Source organism: Acinetobacter sp. ANC_7513 (genome assembly GCF_056779915.1).
Map to the genome: position 1 here is coordinate 98,348 of NZ_JBWYIW010000001.1, position 23,531 is coordinate 121,878.

The window sequence follows — 23,531 nt, forward strand, 5'->3', positions numbered from 1 at the left end:
GATTAATATAAAAATGAAGCATACGTTGGATGAATGAGTCATTATTCATCTAGGGAACAATGATAGATTTTCATGTCCAAATAAAAAACCGCGCTCAAAGCGCGGTTTTTTTAGGACTAAACTAAATCTTAGTTTTTGTCTTTAAGTTGTGGAACAGCAGAACCTGTACCTACAGCAAGTAAACCTGCACCAGTATAGATTCCTAACTTAGCGCGTGTATCTGTAATGTCTAGGTTACGCATGGTTAATTGACCAATACGATCCATTGGCGTGAATACAGAATCACCTTTTTCCATAGTTAAGCGTTCAGCTTCATATGTAAGGTTCTCAGATTCAGTGTTCATAATAGTGTAATCGTTACCACGACGAAGTTCTAAAGTCACAGTACCTGTGATTGCTTTAGCAACCCAACGTTGAGCAGTTTCACGAAGCATAAGCGCTTGTGAGTCGAACCAACGACCTTGGTAAAGTAAACGACCTAAACGTAAACCGTTGATGCGGTACTGTTCAATGGTATCTTCGTTATGAATACCAGTCACAAGACGTTCGTAAGCAATGTGTAGAAGTGCCATACCTGGAGCTTCATAAATACCACGAGATTTCGCTTCGATGATACGGTTTTCGATTTGGTCAGACATACCTAGACCATGACGACCACCGATACGGTTCGCTTCAAGAATTAACTCAACTGGATCTTCAATACGTTGACCGTTAAGTGCAACAGGGAAGCCTTCTTCAAATGTGATTGAAACTTCTTCAGGTGCGATTTCAACGTCTTCTTTCCAGAAAGCAACACCCATAATCGGTTCAACGATTTTGATACCAGCATCAAGATACTCAAGATCTTTCGCTTCGTGAGTTGCACCAAGCATGTTTGAGTCTGTTGAGTATGCTTTTTCTTTTGACATTTTATAGTCAAAACCGTTATCGATGAGGAACTGTGACATTTCTGCACGGCCACCAAGTTCATCGATAAATGTTTGGTCTAACCAAGGTTTGTAAATTTTAAGTGCTGGGTTCGTTAATAGACCATAACGGTAGAAACGCTCAATGTCGTTACCTTTATAAGTAGATCCGTCACCCCAAATGTTGACGTCATCTTCTTTCATCGCGGTAACAAGCATTGTACCTGTGACTGCACGACCAAGTGGCGTTGTATTGAAGTAAGGTACACCACCTGTAGAGATATGGAATGCGCCACATTGAATTGCTGCAATACCTTCTAATGCAAGTTGTAAACGGCAATCCACTAAGCGTGCTTTAACAGCGCCATAAGCTTCAGCTTTCTTTGGAATAGCATCGTAATCATCTTCATCTGGCTGACCTAAGTTTGCTGTATACGCATAAGGTTCAGCACCTTTTTGTTTCATCCACAATAGAGCTGCAGAAGTATCAAGACCACCAGAGAAGGCAATACCAACTTTTTTGCCTACAGGTACATTCTGTAAGATAGTTGCATTATCAGACATTGTTCATCCTAACGATAGAATATAGGCACCTAGAAAATTGGTAACCTGAAAAATATATTTCTTCAATTGTAGCACTTTTCATTGGTAATTTTTTTTAAAAAAAGATACGTGGTGCAAAAATATTAGAATAAGTAGCAATATTTCGTCGAAACTCAGAAGTAATAGGTAGTGCTTAATCTAATTCATGATTTCTTCTTGAAAAGAATACAGCGCATTTATGAAGATTTTTATGCATCAATTTATTTTATTGCAATTTTTCAAAGCGAACTTAGTGAAAAATATTTTTTGTAAGTGATTGAATATTAATATCTAATTTCATAGTTGGTAATTTATTATAGAAAAAGAAAAAAAATTGCCATAAACAGTTATGAAAAAAGAAGTATAGTTTTATGCAACAAGTTGCAAAGCCCATAAAATAAGGAATTGCCATGACAACTCGCTATGCAAATATATTAAAACCTCTCGATCTTGGTTTCACTACCCTCAAAAATCGTGTCGTGATGGGATCGATGCATACCGGTCTAGAAGATCGTTTTTATAATTATCCTAAATTAGCAGCATATTTTGGTGAACGTGCTAAAGGGGGCGTAGGTCTCATCATTACAGGTGGTATTTCGCCTAATCGTCAAGGCTGGCTCCTTCCAGCTGGTGGCACAATGAATACCTTAGGTGATGTTGCCCCACACCGATTAGTGACACATGCAGTTCATAAACATGGTGCAAAAATTTTAATGCAAATTTTGCATTCAGGGCGTTATGGTTATCAACCTTTTGTGGTTTCTGCAAGCCCAATAAAATCGCCGATCTCACCATTCAAACCACGACAAATGTCAGAAAAACAAATTTTGGATACGATTCAAGATTATGCGGCTACAGCAAGTATCGCGAAAAAAGCTGGCTATGATGGTGTTGAAATCATGGGATCAGAAGGCTATTTGCTGAACCAATTTATGAGTCGTCATGTCAATCAACGTACAGACCAATGGGGGGGTGAAATAGAAAACCGTATGCGCTTTGCAGTTGAAATTGTTAAGGCAATTCGCGCGAAAGTTGGCGAAAAATTTATCATTTGTTTCCGTTTATCTATGCTCGATTTAGTTCATGACGGTAATACAATGAATGAAGTGATCACGGTTGCCAAAGCGCTAGAAGAAGCGGGTATCACATTATTGAATACAGGTATTGGTTGGCATGAAGCTCGTGTGCCAACAATTGTAACCTCTGTTCCTCGTGCGGCATTTGTAGATTATACCGCAGAGGTAAAAAAACATGTGTCTGTGCCTGTGATTGCATCCAACCGAATCAATATGCCTGAAACTGCCGAAGCTATTTTGGCTGAAGGTAAAGCCGACATGATTCAAATGGCTCGACCATTATTGGCAGATGCTTTCTGGGTGAATAAAACGGCAACTAATCGTGTTGATGAAATCAATACGTGTATTGCGTGTAATCAGGCTTGTTTGGATCATACTTTCAAAAATAAACGTGCCACATGTTTAGTGAATCCACGTGCAGCCTATGAAACTGAACTGGTTTATTTAAAAACCAAGAAGCCAAAAAAAGTAGCTGTTGTGGGTGGTGGTGTAGCTGGAATGTCGGCAGCGACCGTTGCTGCCAGTCGTGGTCATCAGGTTACTTTATTTGAAGCCACTAATGATGTAGGGGGACAATTCAACTTAGCGAAAGTTGTTCCTGGGAAAGAAGAATTTCATGAAACCATTCGCTATTTTAAAGTCCAAATTGAGCGCACTGGGGTTGAACTTCGTTTAAATACTAAAGTTAATCGTGAACAGCTTGAGCGTGAAGGCTTTGATGAAGTGATTGTTGCGACAGGCGTTGTACCACGTGCATTGAAGATTGAAGGAAGTGATGCACCACAAGTTTTATCTTATGCAGAAGTATTAAGAGGTGCGCCTGTGGGTCAAAAGGTAGCAGTAATTGGTGCTGGTGGTATCGGATTTGATGTGTCAGAGTTTTTATTAAAACCTGAACATCAGCCACAGCCACAACCTTTGGCAGAATGGAAACGTGAGTGGGGAGTTGATCCTGATATTCAGTATGTTTCTGAAGGTGGTTTACAACCTGCTGAAGTGGATCATCCAGTTCGCGAAATATATTTATTGCAACGTAAGACAACGCCTTTGGGTATAGGATTAGGTAAAACCTCTGGTTGGGTTCACCGCGCCCAATTAAAAAAACATCATGTGAAAATGTTGCGTGGCGTTCAATACAAATCAGTGAGTGATGAAGGTCTGTGGATCGAAGTTGGTGGGCATGATCAATTATTACGAGTCGATACTATCGTTGTTTGTGCAGGGCAAGAATCTGTTAAAGAGATTATGCCATCAGAGACTGAAACAACTTTAGCAAAATATCACATTATTGGTGGTGCAAAGCTTGCTGCTGAGCTTGATGCTAAGCGTGCGATTCGTGAAGGTGCTGAAATTGCAGCCAAAATTTAATAAATTTGAATCATTTGGTGAAACTATATTCACTTGAATGGTTTGATTGTAATTTTTACTTGTCATGATATGAAAAGCTTCGTATTATGGCGCACATGGAAGCGTGGCAGAGCGGTTTAATGCACCGGTCTTGAAAACCGACGAGGGTGTGAGTCCTCCGTGAGTTCGAATCTCACCGCTTCCGCCAAATTCAAAAAGCCCTGACAAATGTCAGGGCTTTTTTCATTCTATATATTCAAGCTTTTTATTCGAGTGTTTAATCACCAAACTTATTTGGGATGACCAGTAACCTTTTTTTGAGTTGATCATCTTCAACCAGCCTGACTTCAGCATCTAAGTTATAGAGTTGATGAACTAATTGCTTTGTTAAAACATCTTCTGATTTTCCTTGTACAATGATTTGACCATCTTTCATGGCAACTAGAAAATCGGCACAGCGTGCAGCAGTGGCTAATTCATGTAGAACCATCACTATGGTTTTACCTTGTGAGGCTAGAGAGCGGACTAAATTTAAAATATCGGCTTGATGACCGATATCGAGCATACTGATTGGTTCATCTAAAAGAATTAAAGGAGTTTGTTGTGCGAGGACCATTGCGATCCATGCACGTTGACGTTGACCTCCTGATAGATTGCTTAAATTTTGATTTTTTAATTCGCTTAAATGGGTCGCAGACAAGGCGTCATCAATCGCTTTTTGGTCTTCGATGTTGAGTAGTTTAAACCAACCTTGGTGTGGAAAACGACCGAAGCGCACTAACTGCTCAACTGTCATGCCGTTGGGTGCAGTTACATGCTGTGGAAGTAATGCAAGTTGTTTAGCGAGCAACTTTTTACTGAGTATATTCAGTTGATTTTTTTCCCAAATGACTTCGCCTTGATCATATGGATGAATTTGAGCAATACATTTTAACAAGGTCGATTTTCCACAGCCATTTGGACCAATGAGGACGATGACTTGACCCTGCTGAAATTCAGCATTGATACCCTTCAAAACTTGATGATGATTATATCCAGCACTTAATTGATTGATGATTAAACTCATGTACGACTCATACTTCTAGAATGACGATATAACAACCACAACAACAGTGGACCACCAACCATGCCACTAATAATGCCTGCGGGAATTTCGACAGGGGCAAGCAAATTTTTTCCAAGTAAATCAGCACTTAAAACCATTAATGCACCAATACACATGGTTGGGAAAATCGGAAATAAATGATGAGGAAATGATTTAAATGCGATGATTGGTGCGGCAATAGCCACGAATCCAATGGGGCCCGCAATACTGACAGCGGTCCCAGCGAGAAACGCAGCAATAATAATGAGCATCAGTCTAATTTTAGGTAAGGGTTCTCCTAGACTATCAATGACAGAATCAGGGAGAACCATTGCACTAAATAGTCGCCGCCACAGCACAATCATACTGACAAGCAGCATGATAAAAATCGAAGTTGGTAGCAAGATGCTGTAGCTTCGACCAATCAAACTACCACTACTAAAAATTAAAATATTACTGGTGTGCATTACTGGCAGTGTCGCAAGGATAAGGTCAAAACTGGCTTTCATGAGTGTTGCAATTCCGACCCCGATGACCAAAATACGATACCCCTGTGTTCCTACGCCGCCTGAAGCAATTAAAATAAAAAAAACACAGAAGATCGCACCCACTAATGCTTGCCACCATTGACCTAACATACTAGAACTTGAGAGGAGAATGGTGAATGCCAAAGCAAGCACTGCACTGTCACTGATACCAAAAACATCTGGGCTCGCAAGAGGATTTTTGGTGATAATTTGAAGAATGAGACCAGATAAGGCGAGTGCAGCGCCAATCAATAAGGCTGCCAAAAGTCGTGGTAATCTAATCTTTTCAACGAGAAGTTGATGTGGAGCTGACGCATTGCCTGTCAATACATTCCATAGCGTATTCAAATTTAATGTGATTTCACCGTACATCAGGCTAAATAAACTAAGTGATATCAGTAGAATCGCAATGATTATCCAAGCCTTTATCACTGATTTTTGTTTTAAACGATTCAACAGAGAATACATATTATTTCTCCGCTTGAATGATATTTTGTAGGTTATTTTGACGTACCATCCATATCAAAATAGGTGCACCTAATAAGGCTAAAAGAATACTGACAGGGGCTTCGAAAGGTTGCACGACTGCACGTGCAATGATATCCGCGATCAGCAACAACAACATGCCAAATAGTCCGCTATAGATGAGTTGTTTCTGAATACTCAGAGCACCAATAGCTCGTGCAAAGTAAGGTGCAATCAAGCCTAAAAAGGCAATTGGTCCTGTTAATGCAACGGCACTTCCAGTTAATAAAACCACAGCTAAAATGCAGAATGCATCAAGTAGTTTCGTATTTAAGCCTAAGCTATTCGCCAGTTGATCACCAACTAAACTAAGACCTAGAGGGCGTATTACCAATACAGCGATGATGAGTCCGATCGCCATTAAAATTAGTGCAAGACCGAGATATTGAATATCAACGCGATTGAGCGAACCCAAAACCCAAAAACGATAGTCGTCTAAACCATTTTGGAAACTAATAAGAATGGCAGCCATAAAACCTTGGAATGTACTGGTGATTGCCAGTCCAGCCAAGACTAAACGTGTAAGTGAGCTATGATCTGTCATTTGACGAGGGGTGATTGCAAAGACCAATAATGCACTCACTAAAGCTCCAATCAGCGCCCAAAAAAATAGTCCGAAGGTATCCATTTGAAGAACAATGGCCAAAACAATGGCAAGAGATGCACCACTATTAATTCCGATTAATCCACTATCAGCCAAAGGGTTTTTAAGCAAGTTTTGAAGGATGACGCCTGAGATCGCTAAAGCTAATCCGACACTCACCGCCGCAATAGTACGTGGAATTCTAATTTCCAATAGGGGAGTGATTGGTTCTAAGGACCATTGACTTAATGCCTGAAGAATAAGTTGCAAACTGTCTGTAAAGTAGGGCTGACCAGCGCCGTACGCGATCGACAAAACAGCGCAACATAAAATAATCAAGCTAAGCACGATTCCCATCAGCGGGAATCGGTCAAGTACAGTTGTAGCATTCGTCAGCATGTTAATTATGGAGATGCTTCAATACATCATCAATGGCATGTCGAGCAGCATGTGGTCCACCTATGCCAGTCCACATAGATGCATCAACCACGAAATAATGCTTGTTTTTTGCAGCATTAAGACGTTGGAATTCTGGTAATTTTTCTAGTTCTGCCAGTTGCTTTTCCGAGTTTAGATGACTGCCAATGATGAGCCAGTCTGCATCAATTTGATCAAAACGCTCTCGACTGATTGGAGGCGTATGGCTTGCACCTGGTTGTTGCTGATGTTGAGGTCGTGTTAAGCCAATATCTTTTAAAATTTGGCTCGCAAATGAATCATTTAACATATAAACAGGTCCATTGGCTGTCCAACGAATGACACTGACTGATTGACCTTGTTGAGCATGTAATTTCTGTTGAGCTTCTTGCGCATATTGATCGTACGCTTCTAGAGCTTTTTGGGCTTGTTGTTCTTTGTTTAATAAATGAGCTACCTTTTTGAAACTGTCTTTCCATGGCTCTCCGCGTGCAAAACTGACTGCAGTGGGTGCAATCTGCTGCAATTGATTAATCATTTGTGTATCAATCATGCTTCCAGCAATAATTAAGTCAGGTTGTAACGTGAGAATTTGTTCCATGCTCGGTTGTCCAAAGTTACCGACGGAGGCGATCTGTTGTGTTTCATTTTTGAGGTAATCTGGAAAATGACTTTGACCTCGAACATAACTACTGCCTATAGGTTTTATTCCAAGTGCAATAGCACTATCCAAATCAAGCTCACTTAAAACCACAACACGTTGTGGCTGAACAGGAATCGTAACTTGACGACCTAAAGCATCTTCAATTTGTCGTGTCGTATTTATTTGAGATTCAACCGTCGCTTTACTGTCTCGTGAAGAAGGTTCATTCGACTGAGAGCATGCTGTGAAGAGAGTGACAGCACTCAACATAATTGCAATTTTATATTTCATATCTTTCTACATATTTCATTAAAATAATTCTATTCACTTATTCAATGCCATCCATCACTTGATGGCGTTCCTCATGATAAGCCTCTTCGTTGTGACCTTGCTTCCAATAAGGCACAGCATATAAATTGCTCTTGGGTAACTGGAAGTTTTGTCTCAGTATTTTACGAAGTTCAACCACCGTTGAATTTTCACCCGCCAGTGATACTGAAATATCTTTATTTTTCCAGTCTAAGTTTTGCAAAGAATGACGGATGTTATTATTCAATTCATGAGTGCTGTTGCACCAATGAAGCTTAATGTGTTCAGGTTTATTCAGATGTATTTGGTCTGAATCATCTTCAATCTCGATCCAAACTTCACCATGGGCGTCTTTTGGTAATTGTTCAAGAGAGGCAGCGATCATCGGGATTGCTGAAAGATCTCCAACAAAAATCCAATATTCTGCATCGATTTTAAAACGTGCTGGTCCTCCTGGACCAGCTAGACCTAATAAGTCCCCTGGACTCGCATGCTTCGCCCAATCAGCCGCTATACCAAAATCTTCATGTCTTACAAAATCGATGACTAAAAGTTGCAGTTCTTCATCGAAATCTCGAACAGTATATGTCCGAGTAATTGGTTTCTTTCCATATGGCCACGTAATTTTGCCTAAAGAATTTCGAAACGGGAGGTCAGGTGCTTGTTGATCAGGGTTCGGAAAAAACAATTTGATGTGCGCACCACCATCACATTTTGCATAACCTGTGAAATCTTCACTTTTAAACTTAATACGCTGTAAATGAGTGGAAATTTGTTCTGTTGAATGGACAGAAATATGTCGAGCTAGAGGAGGAGATTGTGTCGTCATTATTTAATCTTCTGTACTTATCAATGGAGTGAAGATCGTCGATACAGTAATACGTGCGTCAGTCGACAGATTTGAATGGTTATTAATCTAAATCAAACAAATTAAATTTGCAAATGATAATCATTATATTTAATAATCTTTTTGTGCCAAAGTGTAATCACAAAATATGAAGGTTAGGATATTTTGTAAAGCTTTGATTTTTAATGAAAATTAAATATATGCGGTTGTCTTATGCAAATCAATGAATCCCATGATCTATTAACTCGTGCACAACACAGTATGTGGAAAGGACATCATTATCATGGCAGTTATCCTTTTCATACGGCGGAGTGGTTGGTTATTGAGGGACCATTAGATCGAGAGCTTTTTCAAAAAGCAGTTTATCTCACATTAAAGGAAGCTAAATCGCTTCATTGGCGAGCTTTAGTTCAGGGCGAACACGTCTATCGAGTAGATGATGTGACGATACGGAAACCTAGCTTCGTTGATTTATCTCAGCTTGATGAAGAGGAAATTTTAGCGTGGGCTGAAAAAGAAATAGAACCAGCATTTAATTTAGAATCGGGTCATTTATATGATTATGTATTTGCACACTTAGGTGAGCAAAAGTATGGATTATTTTTTAAAGCGCATCACGTTGCATTAGATGGCTACGCTTACGGACTGATGATTAGCCGATTTATTGATTATTATCAATCTCTCAAAAATGGTACTGAATTAAAAATTAAAGGGTTCGATCATTATGAAAAGTTTATTGCAGAAGAACAGCACTACCTTTACTCTGAAAAAGCTAAAAAAGATTTAGACTTTTGGAAGGCTAATTTTTCGTATGAGAAAGCCCCTAAGAAACGACTTAAACAAAAATTAAAAGAACCATTTTCACAAGGGCCGCGTTATGAAGAGGTAATTGATTGGCCTACACAGATACAATTAAATGCGTTAGCAACTGAATTAAAATTGCCCAGTGCTCTTATCGTCATGGCAGTGATGATGAGTTATTTAATAAAACAGTCTAAAGATCCTCAACAATGCTTTGGGGTACCTTTTATGTCTCGGTTGGGTACTTCATCTATGCGTATTCCTTGCTTAGTCATGAATATCCTGCCATTAAGGTTGGGCATTACTGGACAAGAAAACTTAAAAGAAATCATTTTATTATTAACGAAAAGGTTTGCCGAAATTCGACCGCATCAGCAAAGCTATTTTGAGCAAATGCGATTTGTATTAGAAGATTTTGATCCCTATGAAAATATCTTGTTTGGACCTATTGTGAATTGGATTCCTTATCCTTTACCTGAACATTTCGAAGGGTGTAAGTTAACAAAAACAACCATATCCGCTGGCCCAATTGAAGACTTTGATACCGCGATTACCAATAAGTTTGTTAATGGTATTGAGCGTTTGTATCTCGCTGTTGACGGCCATAAAGAACTTTATGATGTGCCAAGTCTCAAAGCTTATTGGTATGATTTTATGGGGATGATGAAAACTTGGTTAGCTCAACCAGAACTTGTTTTTGAACAACTTCAAATTCACAAACCACTGCCAGAATAGTCTGGCAGTTTATCCTTTGAATGAGGCAATAGGGCTGTTACACGCCTAGAGTTGCTCCACCATCAACCACTAATTCGTGCATTGTGATTTGGCGTGCTTGCTCTGAAAGTAAAAACATCACGGCATTGGCAATATCTTCAGCCTCAGCAATCTTTTGCAATGGAATACCATTTCGGAATTGTTCTAGATTTCCGTTGACAATGCCTGCTGGAGGGCGATCCTCAGTCCATAGTTGTTTTTGCATTTGTGTAAGGGTTGAGCCAGGTAAAACTAAGTTACAGCGAATATTGTGAGGCGCGAGTTCCAACGCGAGATTTTTAAAATAGTGACTCACTGTAGCTTTGGTCGTTGCATACAGACCCATATTCATTCTTGGAATGAGGGCTGCATTTGAACTGATGCTCACAATCGCACCTTCTCTTTGCGGAATCATTTGGTGAGCGACCCAACGACTAAGTTCGGCAGGGCCAATGAAATTTATCGACAAATTTTCATGCCATTGTTCAACAGATGTATTTAATAAAGATCCAATTTCTAAGACCCCCACAGCATTCACTAACCCCGTGATCGTACCTTTAAAAAGTATCGAATTTTCAATGTGCTGAATAATCTCATTGGTCTTACGAATGTCACAGCTGATGTGGTCTAGATGGTTGAGTGATGCTTCAGGAATTAATTTAAAAAGTTCCCATTGATTGATGTCAACAATCCGATCAATTGCGATGACTTGATGATCCTTCTGCAATAGTTGACGACAAATTTCAGCACCAATTCCTCTGGCTGCACCCGTCACGATATATAAACCCATTTAAGTATCCTTTAATTTTATTAACAAATTGAAACGATAATCATTTTCAATTGGGAATAATAATTATTATATTGGTTGCGTTCAACTCCTAGAGGTTGTCCTTTTGTGAATGTTGAAAGTTTGATGCACGCAGTGTGAACAGATAATCGTGAGAACAAATATGTTGCCAATAGAACCGTCAGTTTTTCAAAATATGATAGGCATAAAAAAGGAAGAGTTAATTGAGGAAGATCAACCTGGCTTCGTGTTCGCAACGCCAACGGGGACCATTTCAAGTAAAAAGTTAGTTGAACATATCGAATTTGATCGAGCTTCTCATTTAAATTTTAATCAGCAGCAAGCACAGTGGCTCGAACAAGCAAAATCTGCACTACAAAAAAAAATCGAATTAACAGCGAATAAAGATCTTATTTTGGTCGGGAGCTTGCCTTTTGATCATCGAGATTTACCAGAAATCTCGATTGCGGAAGCAAAAAACACATTTGTAAATGAGCGCATTGATCAATCGGCTCAGTCTTCTCTTAATGATCAAGTGCAAGCGACTCTCATCCCAGCACAAGAGGAATACATTGCTGGTGTCGTTAAATTGGTTGAATTGATGAAGTCATCACCGCTAGAAAAAGCAGTATTGGCTCGGGCAATTGATCTTAAAACCCAACACAAAATTAATATTATTGATTTATTTTACCAGTTGTTGGCCTCTAATCCTGATGGCTATACATTTGCATTGGCCCAAAACCCAAAACAATCTGGTTGGTTTATGGGGGCAAGTCCAGAACTTCTCGTTGCGAAGCAAAATGATTATTTGTTTAGCCATCCAGTTGCAGGAACATTAGCACGTCATTCAGATCCAACACTGGATCAACAACAAGCTGAAAAATTGCTTGCTTCGCAAAAAGATCAGCATGAACACGCCGTAGTTATCGAAGCCATTGCAGATCAACTCGCTCCCTTGTGTAAAACGCTCAATATCCCAAAATCACCTTCACTGATTAAAACAGAGGCGGTTTGGCACTTGGCGACCAAAATTCAGGGAACGTTGAAAGATCCAGAGCAACATATCTTTGATGTGGTCTCAATTTTACATCCAACGCCAGCAGTCTGTGGACAACCAGCCCCTATGGCTCGCCAGTTGATTTCGGAACTAGAGCCTTTTAACCGTAACCTTTTTGCTGGAACCATGGGGTGGTGTGATGCCCGAGGGAATGGTGCTTGGGCAGTGAATGTACGTTGTGGGCGTATCTTTGACCATTATGCGCGTCTTTATGCGGGTGCAGGAATTGTTGAAGCTTCACAGCCGAACAGTGAACTGTCAGAAACCATCGTGAAATTTAAAACGATGTTAAATGCATTGGGTTTAGATTCTCAGCACTTAAATCATGGGGAATAAAATGAATGCGAATGTAAATGACGAGTCTTTACTCTGGGATGGCATCGTTCCATATCCAGAAGAATTCGTAGAGCGGTACATTCAAAAGGGATATTGGAAAGGTCAAACCATTTCAGAGTTTTTTCAAGAATCAGCCCAGAAATTTGCCAATCAGGTGGCATTGATTTGTGGTGATCGCCAGTATTCTTATCAAGAGTTGAATCAAAATATTGAACAATTTGCAGTCTTCTTGACTAAACAAGGCTATGGGCTGGCAGATGCTGTTGTGATTCAAATGCCAAATATAGCAGAGTTTTTTATTGCTTATTTTGCAGCTTTGCGAATAGGGATGCGACCAGTGATGAGTTTACCAGCACATCGTCATGCCGAAGTAAGTCATTTTATTCAGCAAACAGATGCCAAATTGTATATCTGTGCAGATAAGCATCTAGGTTTTGATTACAGATCCTTAGCGCAAGAGTGCCAGCGCAGATGTCCGACTTTACAGCAAGTGATTGTCGTTGGTGATGCAGGCGATTTTGATCCTTGGCCGAATCTTGCATCGTTTAAAAATCATATGGTTTCAAAGCCCAAAATAACGGCTCGCCATGTGGCTTTTTTTCAACTTTCAGGGGGCAGTACTGGCACACCGAAACTTATACCAAGAACACATGATGACTATTTGTATAGTGTTCGTGCCAGTACAGATATTTGTGAGCTTGATACAGCAAGCCGTATGCTTATGGTGCTTCCAGTAGCACATAATTTCAGTATGAGTTCGGCTGGTTCATTGGGTCTATTTTATGCAGGTGGAACACTTGTTTTAGCGAAAGATCCTTCTCCCCAAACTGCATTTCCACTCATTGAAGCGCACCATATTACGCATGTTGCTCTTGTCCCTGCATTAGCAGCAACATGGGCTGAAGCAGTTCAAAACGGCGCAACAAATATTTTTAATAAATTAACGGCCTTACAGGTCGGTGGAGCAAGGTTGCCAGATGCTTTAGCTGAAAAGTTGATTGATCAATACCAATGCCGATTACAACAAGTATTTGGTATGGCTGAAGGCTTGGTGAATTACACGCGTTACGATGATCCGAAAGAAGTCATTATAGGTACCCAAGGTTCCCGTATAAGTCCAGATGATGAAATAAAAATCGTCGATGAGGAGGATCACGAGCTGCCATTGGGTGAGGTGGGGCATCTTTTAACTCGCGGCCCTTATACCATTAGAGGTTATTATCGGGCTTCAGAACATAATCGAAGTGCTTTTACCTTAGATGGATTTTATCGCACTGGTGATTTAGTTCGATTAACGCCAGAAGGCAATATTATTGTTGAAGGGCGAAGTAAGGAACAAATTAATCGTGGAGGTGAAAAAATCGCGACGGAAGAAGTCGAACAGGTTTTAAATCAACACCAACAAATCATCTTGTCCGCCTTGGTTGCACAACCAGATCCAATGTTAGGAGAAAAAAGTTGTGCATTTATTCAATGGCGACCTAACAACCAAGATGCATCAGAAACAAGGCTGAAAATGCAAATTAGACAATTCATTCAAGCATACGGTCTGGCGACCTATAAGATCCCAGATCGCATCGAATTTATTGAAGAAATGCCTTATACGGCATTGGGCAAAATCGACAAGATACTACTCAGAAAACGCCTCACCGAAGACACGATTTAACGAAGGAAATAAAATATGGCAATCCCACGTATTGCAAGTTATCCCATGCCATCTGCTCAAGATTTTCCAGTTAACAAAGTTGATTGGACTTTAGATGCGTCACGGTCGGTTTTATTGGTACATGATGTTCAGCAATATTTTTTAGATTTTTACGATCAGACCCAAGCGCCCATTCCCACATTAATCCGAAATTGTAAAGCCCTTATTGATCAGGCACATGCACTAGGAATTCCAGTCTATTACACCGCACAACCTGGAGATCAGACTCAAGAACATCGTCAACTACTAACGGATTTTTGGGGTAAAGGTTTGTCAGCTGATCCAGCATTGACCAAAATTATTGATCCACTTCAACCAAAAAATGAAGACACTGTGCTGACAAAATGGCGCTACAGCGCATTTAAAAAAAGTGATTTTGAGCAGCAAATCAAACAAGCCAATCGCGATCAATTAGTGATTTGTGGAGTATATGCCCATATTGGTTGCTTATTAACAGCTGCGGAAGCATTTATGTTGGATATTCAAGCATTTATGGTGGGTGATGCCTTGGCGGATTTTAGCCGAGAAGAACATGATCTTGCACTAAAGTATGCGACTGGGCGCTGTGCAAAAGTCATGGATACTCAGACTGTGATTAACGCCTTAGGTCAGGGGCAATGATCATGAATGAATTAAGCATGCTTGAGTTAAAAAATATGGTCGCACATCAATTGAATTTACCTGTAGATGAAATTCAGCAGGAAGATAATTTATTTATGTTAGGACTTGATTCAGTCAGTCTTATGACGCTGGTTGGATTGCTACGTGAAAAAGGCTTTCAAATTGAATTTCAAGATCTGGTGGAGGAGCCAACGTTGAATGAATGGAGTGATCGTCTTAAATTGAATAGAGATTAATGTAAGACTAATGTGCATACCTTGAAAATCAACACATGCACAATCAACGGCCCTAGCCAAAGTACTTATAGCCAAAGGCCATTTTCGTTAAATTATTCGCTAACGTGAGTGGATCTTACATGCAATTAGAAAAATACTATTCTGATCAACAATGGAAAAAAATCCAAAATTTTGCCGAAACAAAGCAAAGCCCTTTTTTAGTTGTTGATTTAGATCAAGTGCAAACTCAATTTATTGAGTTGCAAAATAGCTTTCCAAAAGCCCATATTTATTATGCAGTGAAAGCAAATCCAGGTCGTGAAATTATTCATAAACTTGATCAACTTGGCTCATGTTTTGATGTTGCATCAATTTATGAGTTAGACAAAGCGCTTGAATGTGGAATTCATCCAGATCGTATTTCATACGGTAATACTATTAAAAAAGCTTCAGACGTTGAATACGCTTACCGAAAAGGAATCCGTTTATTTGTTACCGATGCGGAAGCAGATCTCGCACAAATTGCCGAATTCGCACCGAACTCTAAAGTCTTTGTCAGGGCAATGGTAGAGTCGGGAGGTACAGCAGATTGGCCACTGTCACGTAAATTTGGATGCCATCCAGATATGGCGGTTGATTTAATGGTGAAAGCTAGACAATTGGGTTTAATACCCTTTGGCGTGTCATTCCATGTCGGTAGTCAGCAACGTGATGTCACTGTATGGCGTTCAGCTTTAACGATAGTGAAGCAAATATTTATTACTTTGAAAGACCAATACGGTATCAGTTTACAATTAATCAATTTGGGTGGTGGTTTCCCAGCACATTACTTAGCTGATGTTGACAGTATTCAAAGTTATGCGCACGAGATTCAACGCTATCTTGATGAACACTTTGATGATCAGGTGATATTATTTTTGGAGCCAGGCAGATCGTTGGTGGGTAATGCTGGTGTGATTGTTTCAGAGATTGTTCTTATCGCCAATAAATCAGCACATGATGATAAACGATGGGTCTACACGGATGTGGGCGTCTTTAATGGACTAATTGAAACTTTAGGTGAGATGATCAAATATCCTATATACACACCTAAAATGCATTCAACACCTGAGCATTCAAGTGTTGTGCTTGCAGGCCCGACCTGTGATTCAACTGATATCATGTATGAAAAAGTGCCTTATCAGTTACCTAAAAACTTGAGCATTGGAGATCGACTCTATTGGTTAAGTACTGGAGCTTATACAACCTCTTATGCTTCGGTCGAATTTAATGGTTATCCACCTTTAAAAACGTTCTATTTAGATTGATTTAAGGAATGGTGCTATGTGGTTGGTAGTCAGTCGCTCAAGCTGCGAGCCACATAGCCTAACCCTCCCAGAAGCGTTATCATAATGCTAAAATCTTGATGGGTAGGCTCATGAAAATCGTTGCAGATGAAAATCTCGCATTCACAGATTATTTCTTTTCAGAATTTGGCGATATTGATAATAAAGCTGGTCGTACCTTAAAGCATGAAGATGTGGTCGATGCTGAAGCCTTATTAGTACGTTCTGTGACGAAAGTGAATTCTGCGCTCATTCAAAATACTGCATTAACCTTTGTGGGTAGTGCAACGATCGGCACAGATCATTTGGACATTCCAGCAATTGAACAACAAAATATTCATTGGTCAAATGCTGCAGGATGTAATGCCCAAGCTGTTTCTGAATATGTTATTACTGCGTTATTAGCTCTAAATCCTCATCTTCTAGATGCTGAACAAGATTTCACTTTAGCCATTATTGGGCTGGGTAATGTCGGTTCACGACTCGCACATATGGCGAAACTATTGGGATGGAGCGTCATCGGGTTTGATCCTTTTGTACAAAGAGAAAATATTCAGCAAGTCACTTTAGATGAAGTTTTTTCAAAAGCAGATGCAATTTCTATCCATGTGCCATTAACCACTTCAGGGATGCATGAAACCCGACATATGTTTAATGCTGAGACCTTAAAAAAGCTTAAACCATCTACAATTTTAATTAATTCTGCCCGTGGTCCAGTCATTGAAGAACAGGCTTTGATTGCAGATATTCGAGCAACAGGTCGTAAAGTTGTACTAGATGTCTTTGAGCATGAACCAGTCATTACGGAAGAGTTACTGGATCTTGTGCAATTGGTGACACCTCATATTGCGGGGTATAGTCTTGAGGGTAAAGCGCGTGGTACTCAGATGATTTATGATGCTTTTTGTCAGCATTTCGGCCATCAACCTTCCAAAAAATTCGAAACCCAATTGCCTACATGTGAACAATATTTTAACAATAGTGATCTCAAGCACACGCTGAAAACTCAATTAAATCATATCTACGATATCTTTAGAGATGATCAGAACTTAAGAGCATGCCTCAAAGATGGGAAAGTAGATCAAGCTTCATTTGATCAATTACGCAAAACTTATCCATTACGTCGTGAATGGGCTGCTCATGGAGGGCCTCAGGCATGACTGACTCTCTGAGCTATCTACCAACTTGCGATTTTGCTGCCATGAAAGCCAGAGCGAGGATGTATCAACAGATTCGCCAATTTTTTTTAGAACGTGATGTTTTGGAAGTGGAAACTCCAATTTTATCTCATGCTGGAGTAACTGATGTCCACTTGGCGTCAGTTGAGGCAAGCCGTCATGTACATGGTCATTTGAAAAAGCACTATCTTCAAACTTCACCAGAATTTGCCATGAAACGACTGTTAGCAGCAGGCGTAGGGCCAATTTATCAAATCTGTAAAGTTTTTCGTGATGATGAACATGGTCGTAAACATAACAGTGAATTTACCATGCTTGAATGGTATAGACCTGATTTAAGTCTCAAAGAGTTAATGTTTGAAGTTACAGATTTACTCAATGTTACTTTGGCACATCGTTTTGGCGAGATGCGACCTACGATTTTAAGTTATAAACATGCATTTATAGATCGCTTAGATCTCAACCCACTTAAATCCACATTAAAGGAATTAAAGGATTGTTGTAATCGTGTTGGGTTAAATCTAGATCTGGGTGATGATCGTCTAGGTTATATCGACTTGTTATTTTCGCATATGGTGGAACCGAGCTTAGGTTTTGATACGCCTGTATTTTTAACGGATTTTCCACCAGAACTTGCATCTCTTGCAAAAACTCGAGTTGATGAAGATGAGGAATTGGTTGCAGCACGTTTTGAGCTTTACATTGAGGGCTTAGAGTTAGCAAATGCTTATGATGAGTTGATTGATGCAGATGTATTGCGTTCTCGTTTTGAAGCTGATAATGCTGAACGCGAAAAATTAGGCTTAGATGTTATGCCAATAGATGAAAATCTCTTAGCCGCATTGCCTAAAATGCCAGAATGCTCAGGTATCGCATTAGGAATCGATCGTTTACTGATGGTGGCAACAGAGAAAATGAAATTAGAGCAAGTGATTACATTTCCTGCTGATCGCTCATAAGATTTTTTATCCTCAGGATAACGGACGATCTTGAGGAGCTAATATTTTGACAAATGTCGTGCTATACGCTTTAAAACCGTGATTTAAATAAAACTGATGTGCAGGTAATCGTTCAGCACGATTACCACTACTGACCACAATTTTTTGAATACCTTGTTGACTGGCTATATGTTCAACGTGAGCCAACAGTTTTTGACCAATCCCTTTATCGCGATGCGCCTGATCTACAATGAGTACTAGAATGCGAAAATACGGATCAGCAAATTCCCATGATATTTCTTCAACAAAACCAATATATACGACAACTTTTCCGTAATCGATAAATACTAGGGTTGTATAACGCTCCTGGGCTTCCAACCTCATCAAACGTTCTTTCATAACTTTTGTTTGAGTTGGATAGCCGATTTGGGTAGTCAATCCAGCGATCGCTGAAACATCATGGTTTAAATTTACAGGTTTAATCAGTATTCTCATGGCTATTGAAACATGATTTATAAGTATGAATTGAACTATGTTTAAATAATTTAATCTTTCATGTATTTTGTTTAGATAAATTTAATATTTTATCTTTTAATATTGGATTTAATTCATTTTTTCAACGTGAAGATTTAAAACAATAATCATAGGCGACTATATGTCTTTTTCTATATTTTTATCTTTTGTAATTTATACAATTGTGACATCCATAACACCTGGACCTAACAATTTGATGGTCGCAACCTCAGGAGTGAACTTTGGACTCCGTGCGACTTATGGACACATTTTAGGTGTAGCGATCGGTTTTGGGGTCATGGTGATTTTGGTTGGTTTAGGAATTGGTACATTACTGAGTCAAAATCAATTGGTTTACGAAATTCTAAAGTTGATCGGTATTGCTTATTTAATCTATTTAGCGATTAAGATTGCTCAATCAGGCTCAGTTGAATTAGATAAAACTCAAGCGAAACCCATTACTTTTTTGCAAGCTGCATTATTTCAATGGGTCAATCCAAAAGCTTGGATTATGGCAATGGGCGCGGTGACGACTTATTTAGCTGCAGGCAGTGAATTTTATTGGTATATCATTTTGGGCGTTGTGTTTGGTGTAGTCTGTATTCCATGCACGGGAGCTTGGGGAATACTCGGAGAAAAGTTACAAACTTTGGTGCGTACGCCACAGCATCTAAAAATCTTCAATTACAGTATGGCGCTATTATTAGTGGCTTCGATCATTAAGCCGATGATTGATTCTTTTAAATATTTTCAACAAGCATTCTTTTAAAATAGGATTACCTCCTGAGCTTCAGGAGGTAAATATTATGCATTTACAATGGATTGATGTTTTTCTCGGTGCGTTGCCAAAGCCTCGATTCTTTTTTGTATCAGCATTTCACCAATATCAGGGCCTTTGATCTCAGGCGGTAAATCAGATGCTTTAATTGAACGAACAATCTGTACTGCATCTAATACATATTTTGCTTGAGGATATTCACGGTCTTCAAGACCTAAGCGACCTTTGGCATCACATTCACAGGCTTGTACAAAAGCCTCAACACGTTCAGGACGGCGTAATACATCTAAACGTTGTAATAGACGCCAAAGTGTTCCTGGTTTTAATGTAAACGCCTGATGGCATTTAAGATGTTCTTTGCACACAGCAATTGCCAATTGTTTAGTTTGGGTCGGAACTTTAAGACGTTCACATAAATCAGTCACGGGCTGAACACCGCGTTCCTCATGCATGATATGGCGAGGTAAATCATCTTTAGGCGTGAGTGCTTTACCCAGATCATGCACTAATACCGCGAAGCGTACATCCATCGAATAGTCTGCTTTACAAGCTTGTTGTAATGACATCAAGGTATGAATACCACAGTCAATTTCAGGATGGTATTCAGGACGTTGTGGGACACCAAATAATGCTTCGATTTCTGGAAAGAGGATTTTGAGAGCATCACACTGGCGAAGGACTTCGAAGTAAATATCAGCATCACGTTCCATTAAGGCACGAGAAGTTTCTTTCCAAACACGTTCAGGCGTAAGCGCTTGCAATTCACCAGAATCAGCCAAATTTTTCATTAAGGCTATGGTTTCTGCAGCTACTTTAAAACCATACTGATGATAGCGAGCTGCAAAACGGGCAACACGCAATACTCGTAGTGGATCCTCTGCAAATGCATCAGAAACGTGACGTAAAATGCGATGATTCAAATCTTGATGACCATGATAAGGGTCGAACAACTCACCATCTTCATTCATGGCCATTGCATTTATGGTCAAATCACGACGAATTAAATCATCTTCAAGGGTTACCGAGGGATCGGTAAAAAATTCAAAGCCATGATAACCATGCCCAGATTTACGCTCAGTACGAGCGAGGGCGTATTCATCTTTAGTTTCGGGATGTAGAAATACAGGAAAATCTTTACCAACAGGTTGGAACCCTTGGTTTAAAAGTTGTTCTGGTGTTGCACCGACAACGACATAATCTTTTTCGTGATAGGGGTGTCCGAGCAACTGATCTCGCACTGCGCCGCCTACTAAATAAACTTGCATAAAAAACCTCTATTCTTAGCACCATCATGCATCAGAATAGAGGTTTTCTCAAGTCACAAAACGTGCCCTAAATGAAGGATTAGAGCGCGTTTTTTTCCTCTTCTTGAATTTCTGCAACAGTTAATGCAGTCATATTCACAACACGGCGCGTAGTTGCTGTCGGTGTTAAGATATGAACTGGCTTAGCCGCACCTAATAAGATTGGACCAATTGTTACATTATTTCCTGAAGTTGACTTCAACAGGTTGAATGAAATATTTGCAGCATCTAAATTCGGCATAATCAATAGATTCGCAGAACCTTTGAAGCGCGAGTTCGGGAATGCAAAGCTACGGATATTTTCATCAAGCGCTGCATCTGCATGCATTTCACCTTCAACTTCAAGCTCAGGTGCAATTTCAGAAAGGATTTCATACACTTTACGCATTTTTTGAGCGCTAGGATCAGTCTGGTCAGAACCAAAACTTGAGTGCGACAACAATGCTACACGTGGAGTAATACCGAAACGACGGACTTCTTCTGCTGCTAAAATAGTCATTTCAGCAAGCTGTTCAGCTGTAGGATTACGATTGATGTATGTATCTGCAATGAACAAGTTACGATCTTCGAGCATCAACGCATTTAACGTAAAGAAAGTGTTATGACCTTCTTTTAAACCAATGACATTGCTCACGAAATCTAAATGAATATCGTAGCTAGAATACGTACCACATAGCATACCATCTGCTAAGCCGTGACGTACTAACATCGCTGCAATTAGGGTCGAACGACGACGTGATTCACGTTGTGCATACTCAGGTGTTACCCCTTTACGCATCATCAGATTATAGTAATCATCAGCAAACTTTTCGTAATCAGGATTTGTTTCTTGATCAACGATAGTGATATTCACACCATTTTCTAAACGTAAACCTAATTTCTTAATATTCGCTTCGATCACAGCAGTACGACCCACCAAGATCGGTTTTGCCAGGCCTTCGTCTACGGCAATTTGAACAGCACGAAGAACACGAAGATCTTCACCTTCCGCATAAGCAATACGTTTAGGATCAGTTTTCGCTTGAGCAAAAATTGGTTTCATCATAAATGCTGAGTTGTAAACGAACTCAGAAAGACGCTGATGATACACGGAGAAATCTTGGATTGGACGAGTTGCTACACCAGAATCCATCGCGGCTTTTGCAACAGCAGGCGCAATTTCAAGAATCAAGCGTTGATCTAGTGGGCGTGGAATTAGGTAATCACGTCCAAATGATGCAGATTTTTCACCATAAGATGCAGCATCAGCTTCTACATGTGCCATACGAGCAATTGCGTGTACACATGCAATCTTCATTTCTTCGTTAATGGTTGTTGCACCTACATCAAGTGCACCACGGAAGATATATGGGAAGCAAAGCGCATTATTGACTTGGTTCGGATAGTCTGAACGACCCGTCGCCATGATGACATCATCACGAACTTCATGTGCATGTTCAGGCAGAATTTCAGGATCTGGATTAGCAAGCGCGAAGATAATTGGATCCTTCGCCATGACTTTGACCATTTCTTTAGTCAAAATACCCGCAGCTGATAGACCAAGGAACATATCTGCACCAGCAATTACGTCGCCAATCTGAGAACCTTCGATATCTTGAACATAGCGTTTTTTAGACTCGTCTAAACCTTCACGTTTTTTTGTTAAGAGTCCACGAGAGTCAGCAACAATGATATTTTCTTTTTTAGCACCAAGCGCACAAAGAAGATCTAGACATGATAGTGCCGCAGCACCTGCTCCAGAAGCGACGATCTTGATATCTTCAATTTTTTTGCCGTTCAATTGCAAAGCATTTAAAAGCGCTGAACCTACAATAATTGATGTTCCATGCTGATCATCATGAAAAACTGGGATATTCATACGCTCGCGAAGTTTCTGTTCAATATAGAAACATTCTGGAGCTTTAATGTCCTCGAGGTTAATACCGCCGAAAGTCGGTTCAAGAGCAGCAACAATATCTACGATTTTATCTGGATCATTTTCTGCAATTTCGATATCGAAAACATCAACGCCTGCAAACTTTTTAAACAGGACGCCTTTACCTTCCATCACTGGTTTAGAGGCGAGGGGACCAATATTACCCAAACCGAGTACTGCAGTACCATTACTGACGACTGCGACTAAGTTACCACGTGCAGTATAAAGCGCTGCTTTAGAAGGGTCTTTTTCAATTTCCAAACATGGCACTGCAACACCTGGGGAATATGCTAATGCTAGATCATGTTGGTTGACGAGTTGCTTACTCGGAGTAACGCTGATTTTTCCTGGCGTTGGAAATTCGTGGTAATAGAGTGCTTGCTGTTTTAAAGATTGATCGTCCATCTGAATCCCAGTTATTACAATGTTCCAGCCTTGCTGGTTTTTTGGTTATATCGGT

At 39.9% G+C, this 23,531-nt stretch carries 20 protein-coding genes and 1 tRNA gene; 11 read left to right on the plus strand and 10 right to left on the minus strand.

Annotated elements, in window-relative coordinates:
* Positions 1-128 precede the first annotated feature (128 nt).
* Positions 129-1,469: an argininosuccinate synthase gene (gene argG / locus AC1M9B_RS00460; RefSeq protein ID WP_092765981.1), complete on the minus strand. Its 1,341-nt coding sequence runs from the start codon at positions 1,467-1,469 to the stop codon at positions 129-131.
* A gap of 428 nt (positions 1,470-1,897) precedes the next feature.
* Between argG and AC1M9B_RS00465 the strand changes: the two genes are divergently transcribed.
* Both AC1M9B_RS00465 and AC1M9B_RS00470 read left to right on the plus strand, forming a co-directional pair.
* The gene (locus AC1M9B_RS00465; RefSeq protein ID WP_481591288.1) at positions 1,898-3,931 is read left to right on the plus strand and encodes an FAD-dependent oxidoreductase; all 2,034 of its coding nucleotides are present in this window, start codon (positions 1,898-1,900) and stop codon (positions 3,929-3,931) included.
* Between the two features lie 97 nt (positions 3,932-4,028).
* Positions 4,029-4,118 (plus strand) — tRNA-Ser (locus AC1M9B_RS00470).
* A 69-nt stretch (positions 4,119-4,187) separates the two neighbouring features.
* Here the strand turns inward: AC1M9B_RS00470 and AC1M9B_RS00475 are convergent.
* The 5 genes from AC1M9B_RS00475 to AC1M9B_RS00495 are packed head-to-tail and all read right to left on the minus strand — an operon-like array spanning position 4,188 to position 8,827.
* On the minus strand, positions 4,188-4,976 hold the full coding sequence (locus AC1M9B_RS00475; protein ID WP_481608291.1) for an ABC transporter ATP-binding protein: 789 nt from the start codon (positions 4,974-4,976) through the stop codon (positions 4,188-4,190).
* Positions 4,973-5,989, minus strand: a complete 1,017-nt coding sequence (locus AC1M9B_RS00480) for a FecCD family ABC transporter permease (protein WP_481608292.1) — start codon at positions 5,987-5,989, stop codon at positions 4,973-4,975. Before AC1M9B_RS00480 ends, AC1M9B_RS00475 begins: the two co-directional genes overlap by 4 nt.
* A gap of 1 nt (position 5,990) precedes the next feature.
* Positions 5,991-7,028, minus strand: coding sequence for a FecCD family ABC transporter permease (locus AC1M9B_RS00485; RefSeq protein WP_481608293.1), 1,038 nt, complete (start codon positions 7,026-7,028; stop codon positions 5,991-5,993).
* Position 7,029: 1 nt separating this feature from the next.
* Positions 7,030-7,980, minus strand: a complete 951-nt coding sequence (locus tag AC1M9B_RS00490) for an ABC transporter substrate-binding protein (RefSeq protein WP_481608294.1) — start codon at positions 7,978-7,980, stop codon at positions 7,030-7,032.
* 37 nt (positions 7,981-8,017) lie between these two features.
* Positions 8,018-8,827: a siderophore-interacting protein gene (locus AC1M9B_RS00495; RefSeq protein ID WP_481608295.1), complete on the minus strand. Its 810-nt coding sequence runs from the start codon at positions 8,825-8,827 to the stop codon at positions 8,018-8,020.
* Positions 8,828-9,058: 231 nt separating this feature from the next.
* Between AC1M9B_RS00495 and AC1M9B_RS00500 the strand changes: the two genes are divergently transcribed.
* Positions 9,059-10,381: a condensation domain-containing protein gene (locus AC1M9B_RS00500; RefSeq protein WP_481608296.1), complete on the plus strand. Its 1,323-nt coding sequence runs from the start codon at positions 9,059-9,061 to the stop codon at positions 10,379-10,381.
* A 37-nt stretch (positions 10,382-10,418) separates the two neighbouring features.
* Here the strand turns inward: AC1M9B_RS00500 and AC1M9B_RS00505 are convergent, their stop codons facing one another.
* Positions 10,419-11,189 (minus strand): SDR family oxidoreductase, encoded by a 771-nt coding sequence (locus AC1M9B_RS00505; RefSeq protein ID WP_481608297.1) that lies wholly within the window; start codon positions 11,187-11,189, stop codon positions 10,419-10,421.
* Between the two features lie 160 nt (positions 11,190-11,349).
* Between AC1M9B_RS00505 and AC1M9B_RS00510 the strand changes: the two genes are divergently transcribed.
* The 7 genes from AC1M9B_RS00510 (at position 11,350) to epmA (ending at position 18,582) form a co-directional block, all read left to right on the plus strand.
* Entirely contained in the window at positions 11,350-12,579 is a 1,230-nt protein-coding gene (locus tag AC1M9B_RS00510; RefSeq protein WP_481608298.1) for an isochorismate synthase, read from the plus strand.
* Between the two features lies 1 nt (position 12,580).
* Positions 12,581-14,245: a (2,3-dihydroxybenzoyl)adenylate synthase gene (locus AC1M9B_RS00515; RefSeq protein WP_481608299.1), complete on the plus strand. Its 1,665-nt coding sequence runs from the start codon at positions 12,581-12,583 to the stop codon at positions 14,243-14,245.
* A gap of 15 nt (positions 14,246-14,260) precedes the next feature.
* A complete protein-coding gene (locus AC1M9B_RS00520; RefSeq protein ID WP_481593150.1) occupies positions 14,261-14,905 on the plus strand; it encodes an isochorismatase family protein in 645 nt (214 codons plus the stop codon).
* A gap of 2 nt (positions 14,906-14,907) precedes the next feature.
* Entirely contained in the window at positions 14,908-15,141 is a 234-nt protein-coding gene (locus AC1M9B_RS00525) for a phosphopantetheine-binding protein (protein WP_228133240.1), read from the plus strand.
* A gap of 119 nt (positions 15,142-15,260) precedes the next feature.
* Complete coding sequence (locus tag AC1M9B_RS00530) at positions 15,261-16,427, plus strand: type III PLP-dependent enzyme (RefSeq protein ID WP_481608300.1); 1,167 nt, start codon at positions 15,261-15,263, stop codon at positions 16,425-16,427.
* A gap of 110 nt (positions 16,428-16,537) precedes the next feature.
* The gene (locus tag AC1M9B_RS00535) at positions 16,538-17,605 is read left to right on the plus strand and encodes a 4-phosphoerythronate dehydrogenase (RefSeq protein ID WP_481608301.1); all 1,068 of its coding nucleotides are present in this window, start codon (positions 16,538-16,540) and stop codon (positions 17,603-17,605) included.
* Positions 17,602-18,582, plus strand: a complete 981-nt coding sequence (epmA, locus tag AC1M9B_RS00540; protein ID WP_481608302.1) for an EF-P lysine aminoacylase EpmA — start codon at positions 17,602-17,604, stop codon at positions 18,580-18,582. Before AC1M9B_RS00535 ends, epmA begins: the two co-directional genes overlap by 4 nt.
* A 12-nt stretch (positions 18,583-18,594) precedes the next feature.
* Here the strand turns inward: epmA and AC1M9B_RS00545 are convergent, their stop codons facing one another.
* Positions 18,595-19,056 (minus strand): GNAT family N-acetyltransferase, encoded by a 462-nt coding sequence (locus tag AC1M9B_RS00545; RefSeq protein ID WP_481608303.1) that lies wholly within the window; start codon positions 19,054-19,056, stop codon positions 18,595-18,597.
* A 160-nt stretch (positions 19,057-19,216) separates the two neighbouring features.
* Here AC1M9B_RS00545 and AC1M9B_RS00550 point away from each other — a divergent pair, with 160 nt between their 5' ends.
* The gene (locus AC1M9B_RS00550; protein WP_481596793.1) at positions 19,217-19,843 is read left to right on the plus strand and encodes a LysE family translocator; all 627 of its coding nucleotides are present in this window, start codon (positions 19,217-19,219) and stop codon (positions 19,841-19,843) included.
* A 35-nt stretch (positions 19,844-19,878) separates the two neighbouring features.
* On the opposite strand, the gene AC1M9B_RS00555 is transcribed toward AC1M9B_RS00550, so the two are convergent.
* Both AC1M9B_RS00555 and AC1M9B_RS00560 read right to left on the minus strand, forming a co-directional pair.
* Positions 19,879-21,117: a multifunctional CCA addition/repair protein gene (locus AC1M9B_RS00555; RefSeq protein ID WP_481608304.1), complete on the minus strand. Its 1,239-nt coding sequence runs from the start codon at positions 21,115-21,117 to the stop codon at positions 19,879-19,881.
* A gap of 79 nt (positions 21,118-21,196) precedes the next feature.
* Positions 21,197-23,476: an NADP-dependent malic enzyme gene (locus AC1M9B_RS00560; protein ID WP_481591306.1), complete on the minus strand. Its 2,280-nt coding sequence runs from the start codon at positions 23,474-23,476 to the stop codon at positions 21,197-21,199.
* Positions 23,477-23,531: the final 55 nt, after the last annotated feature.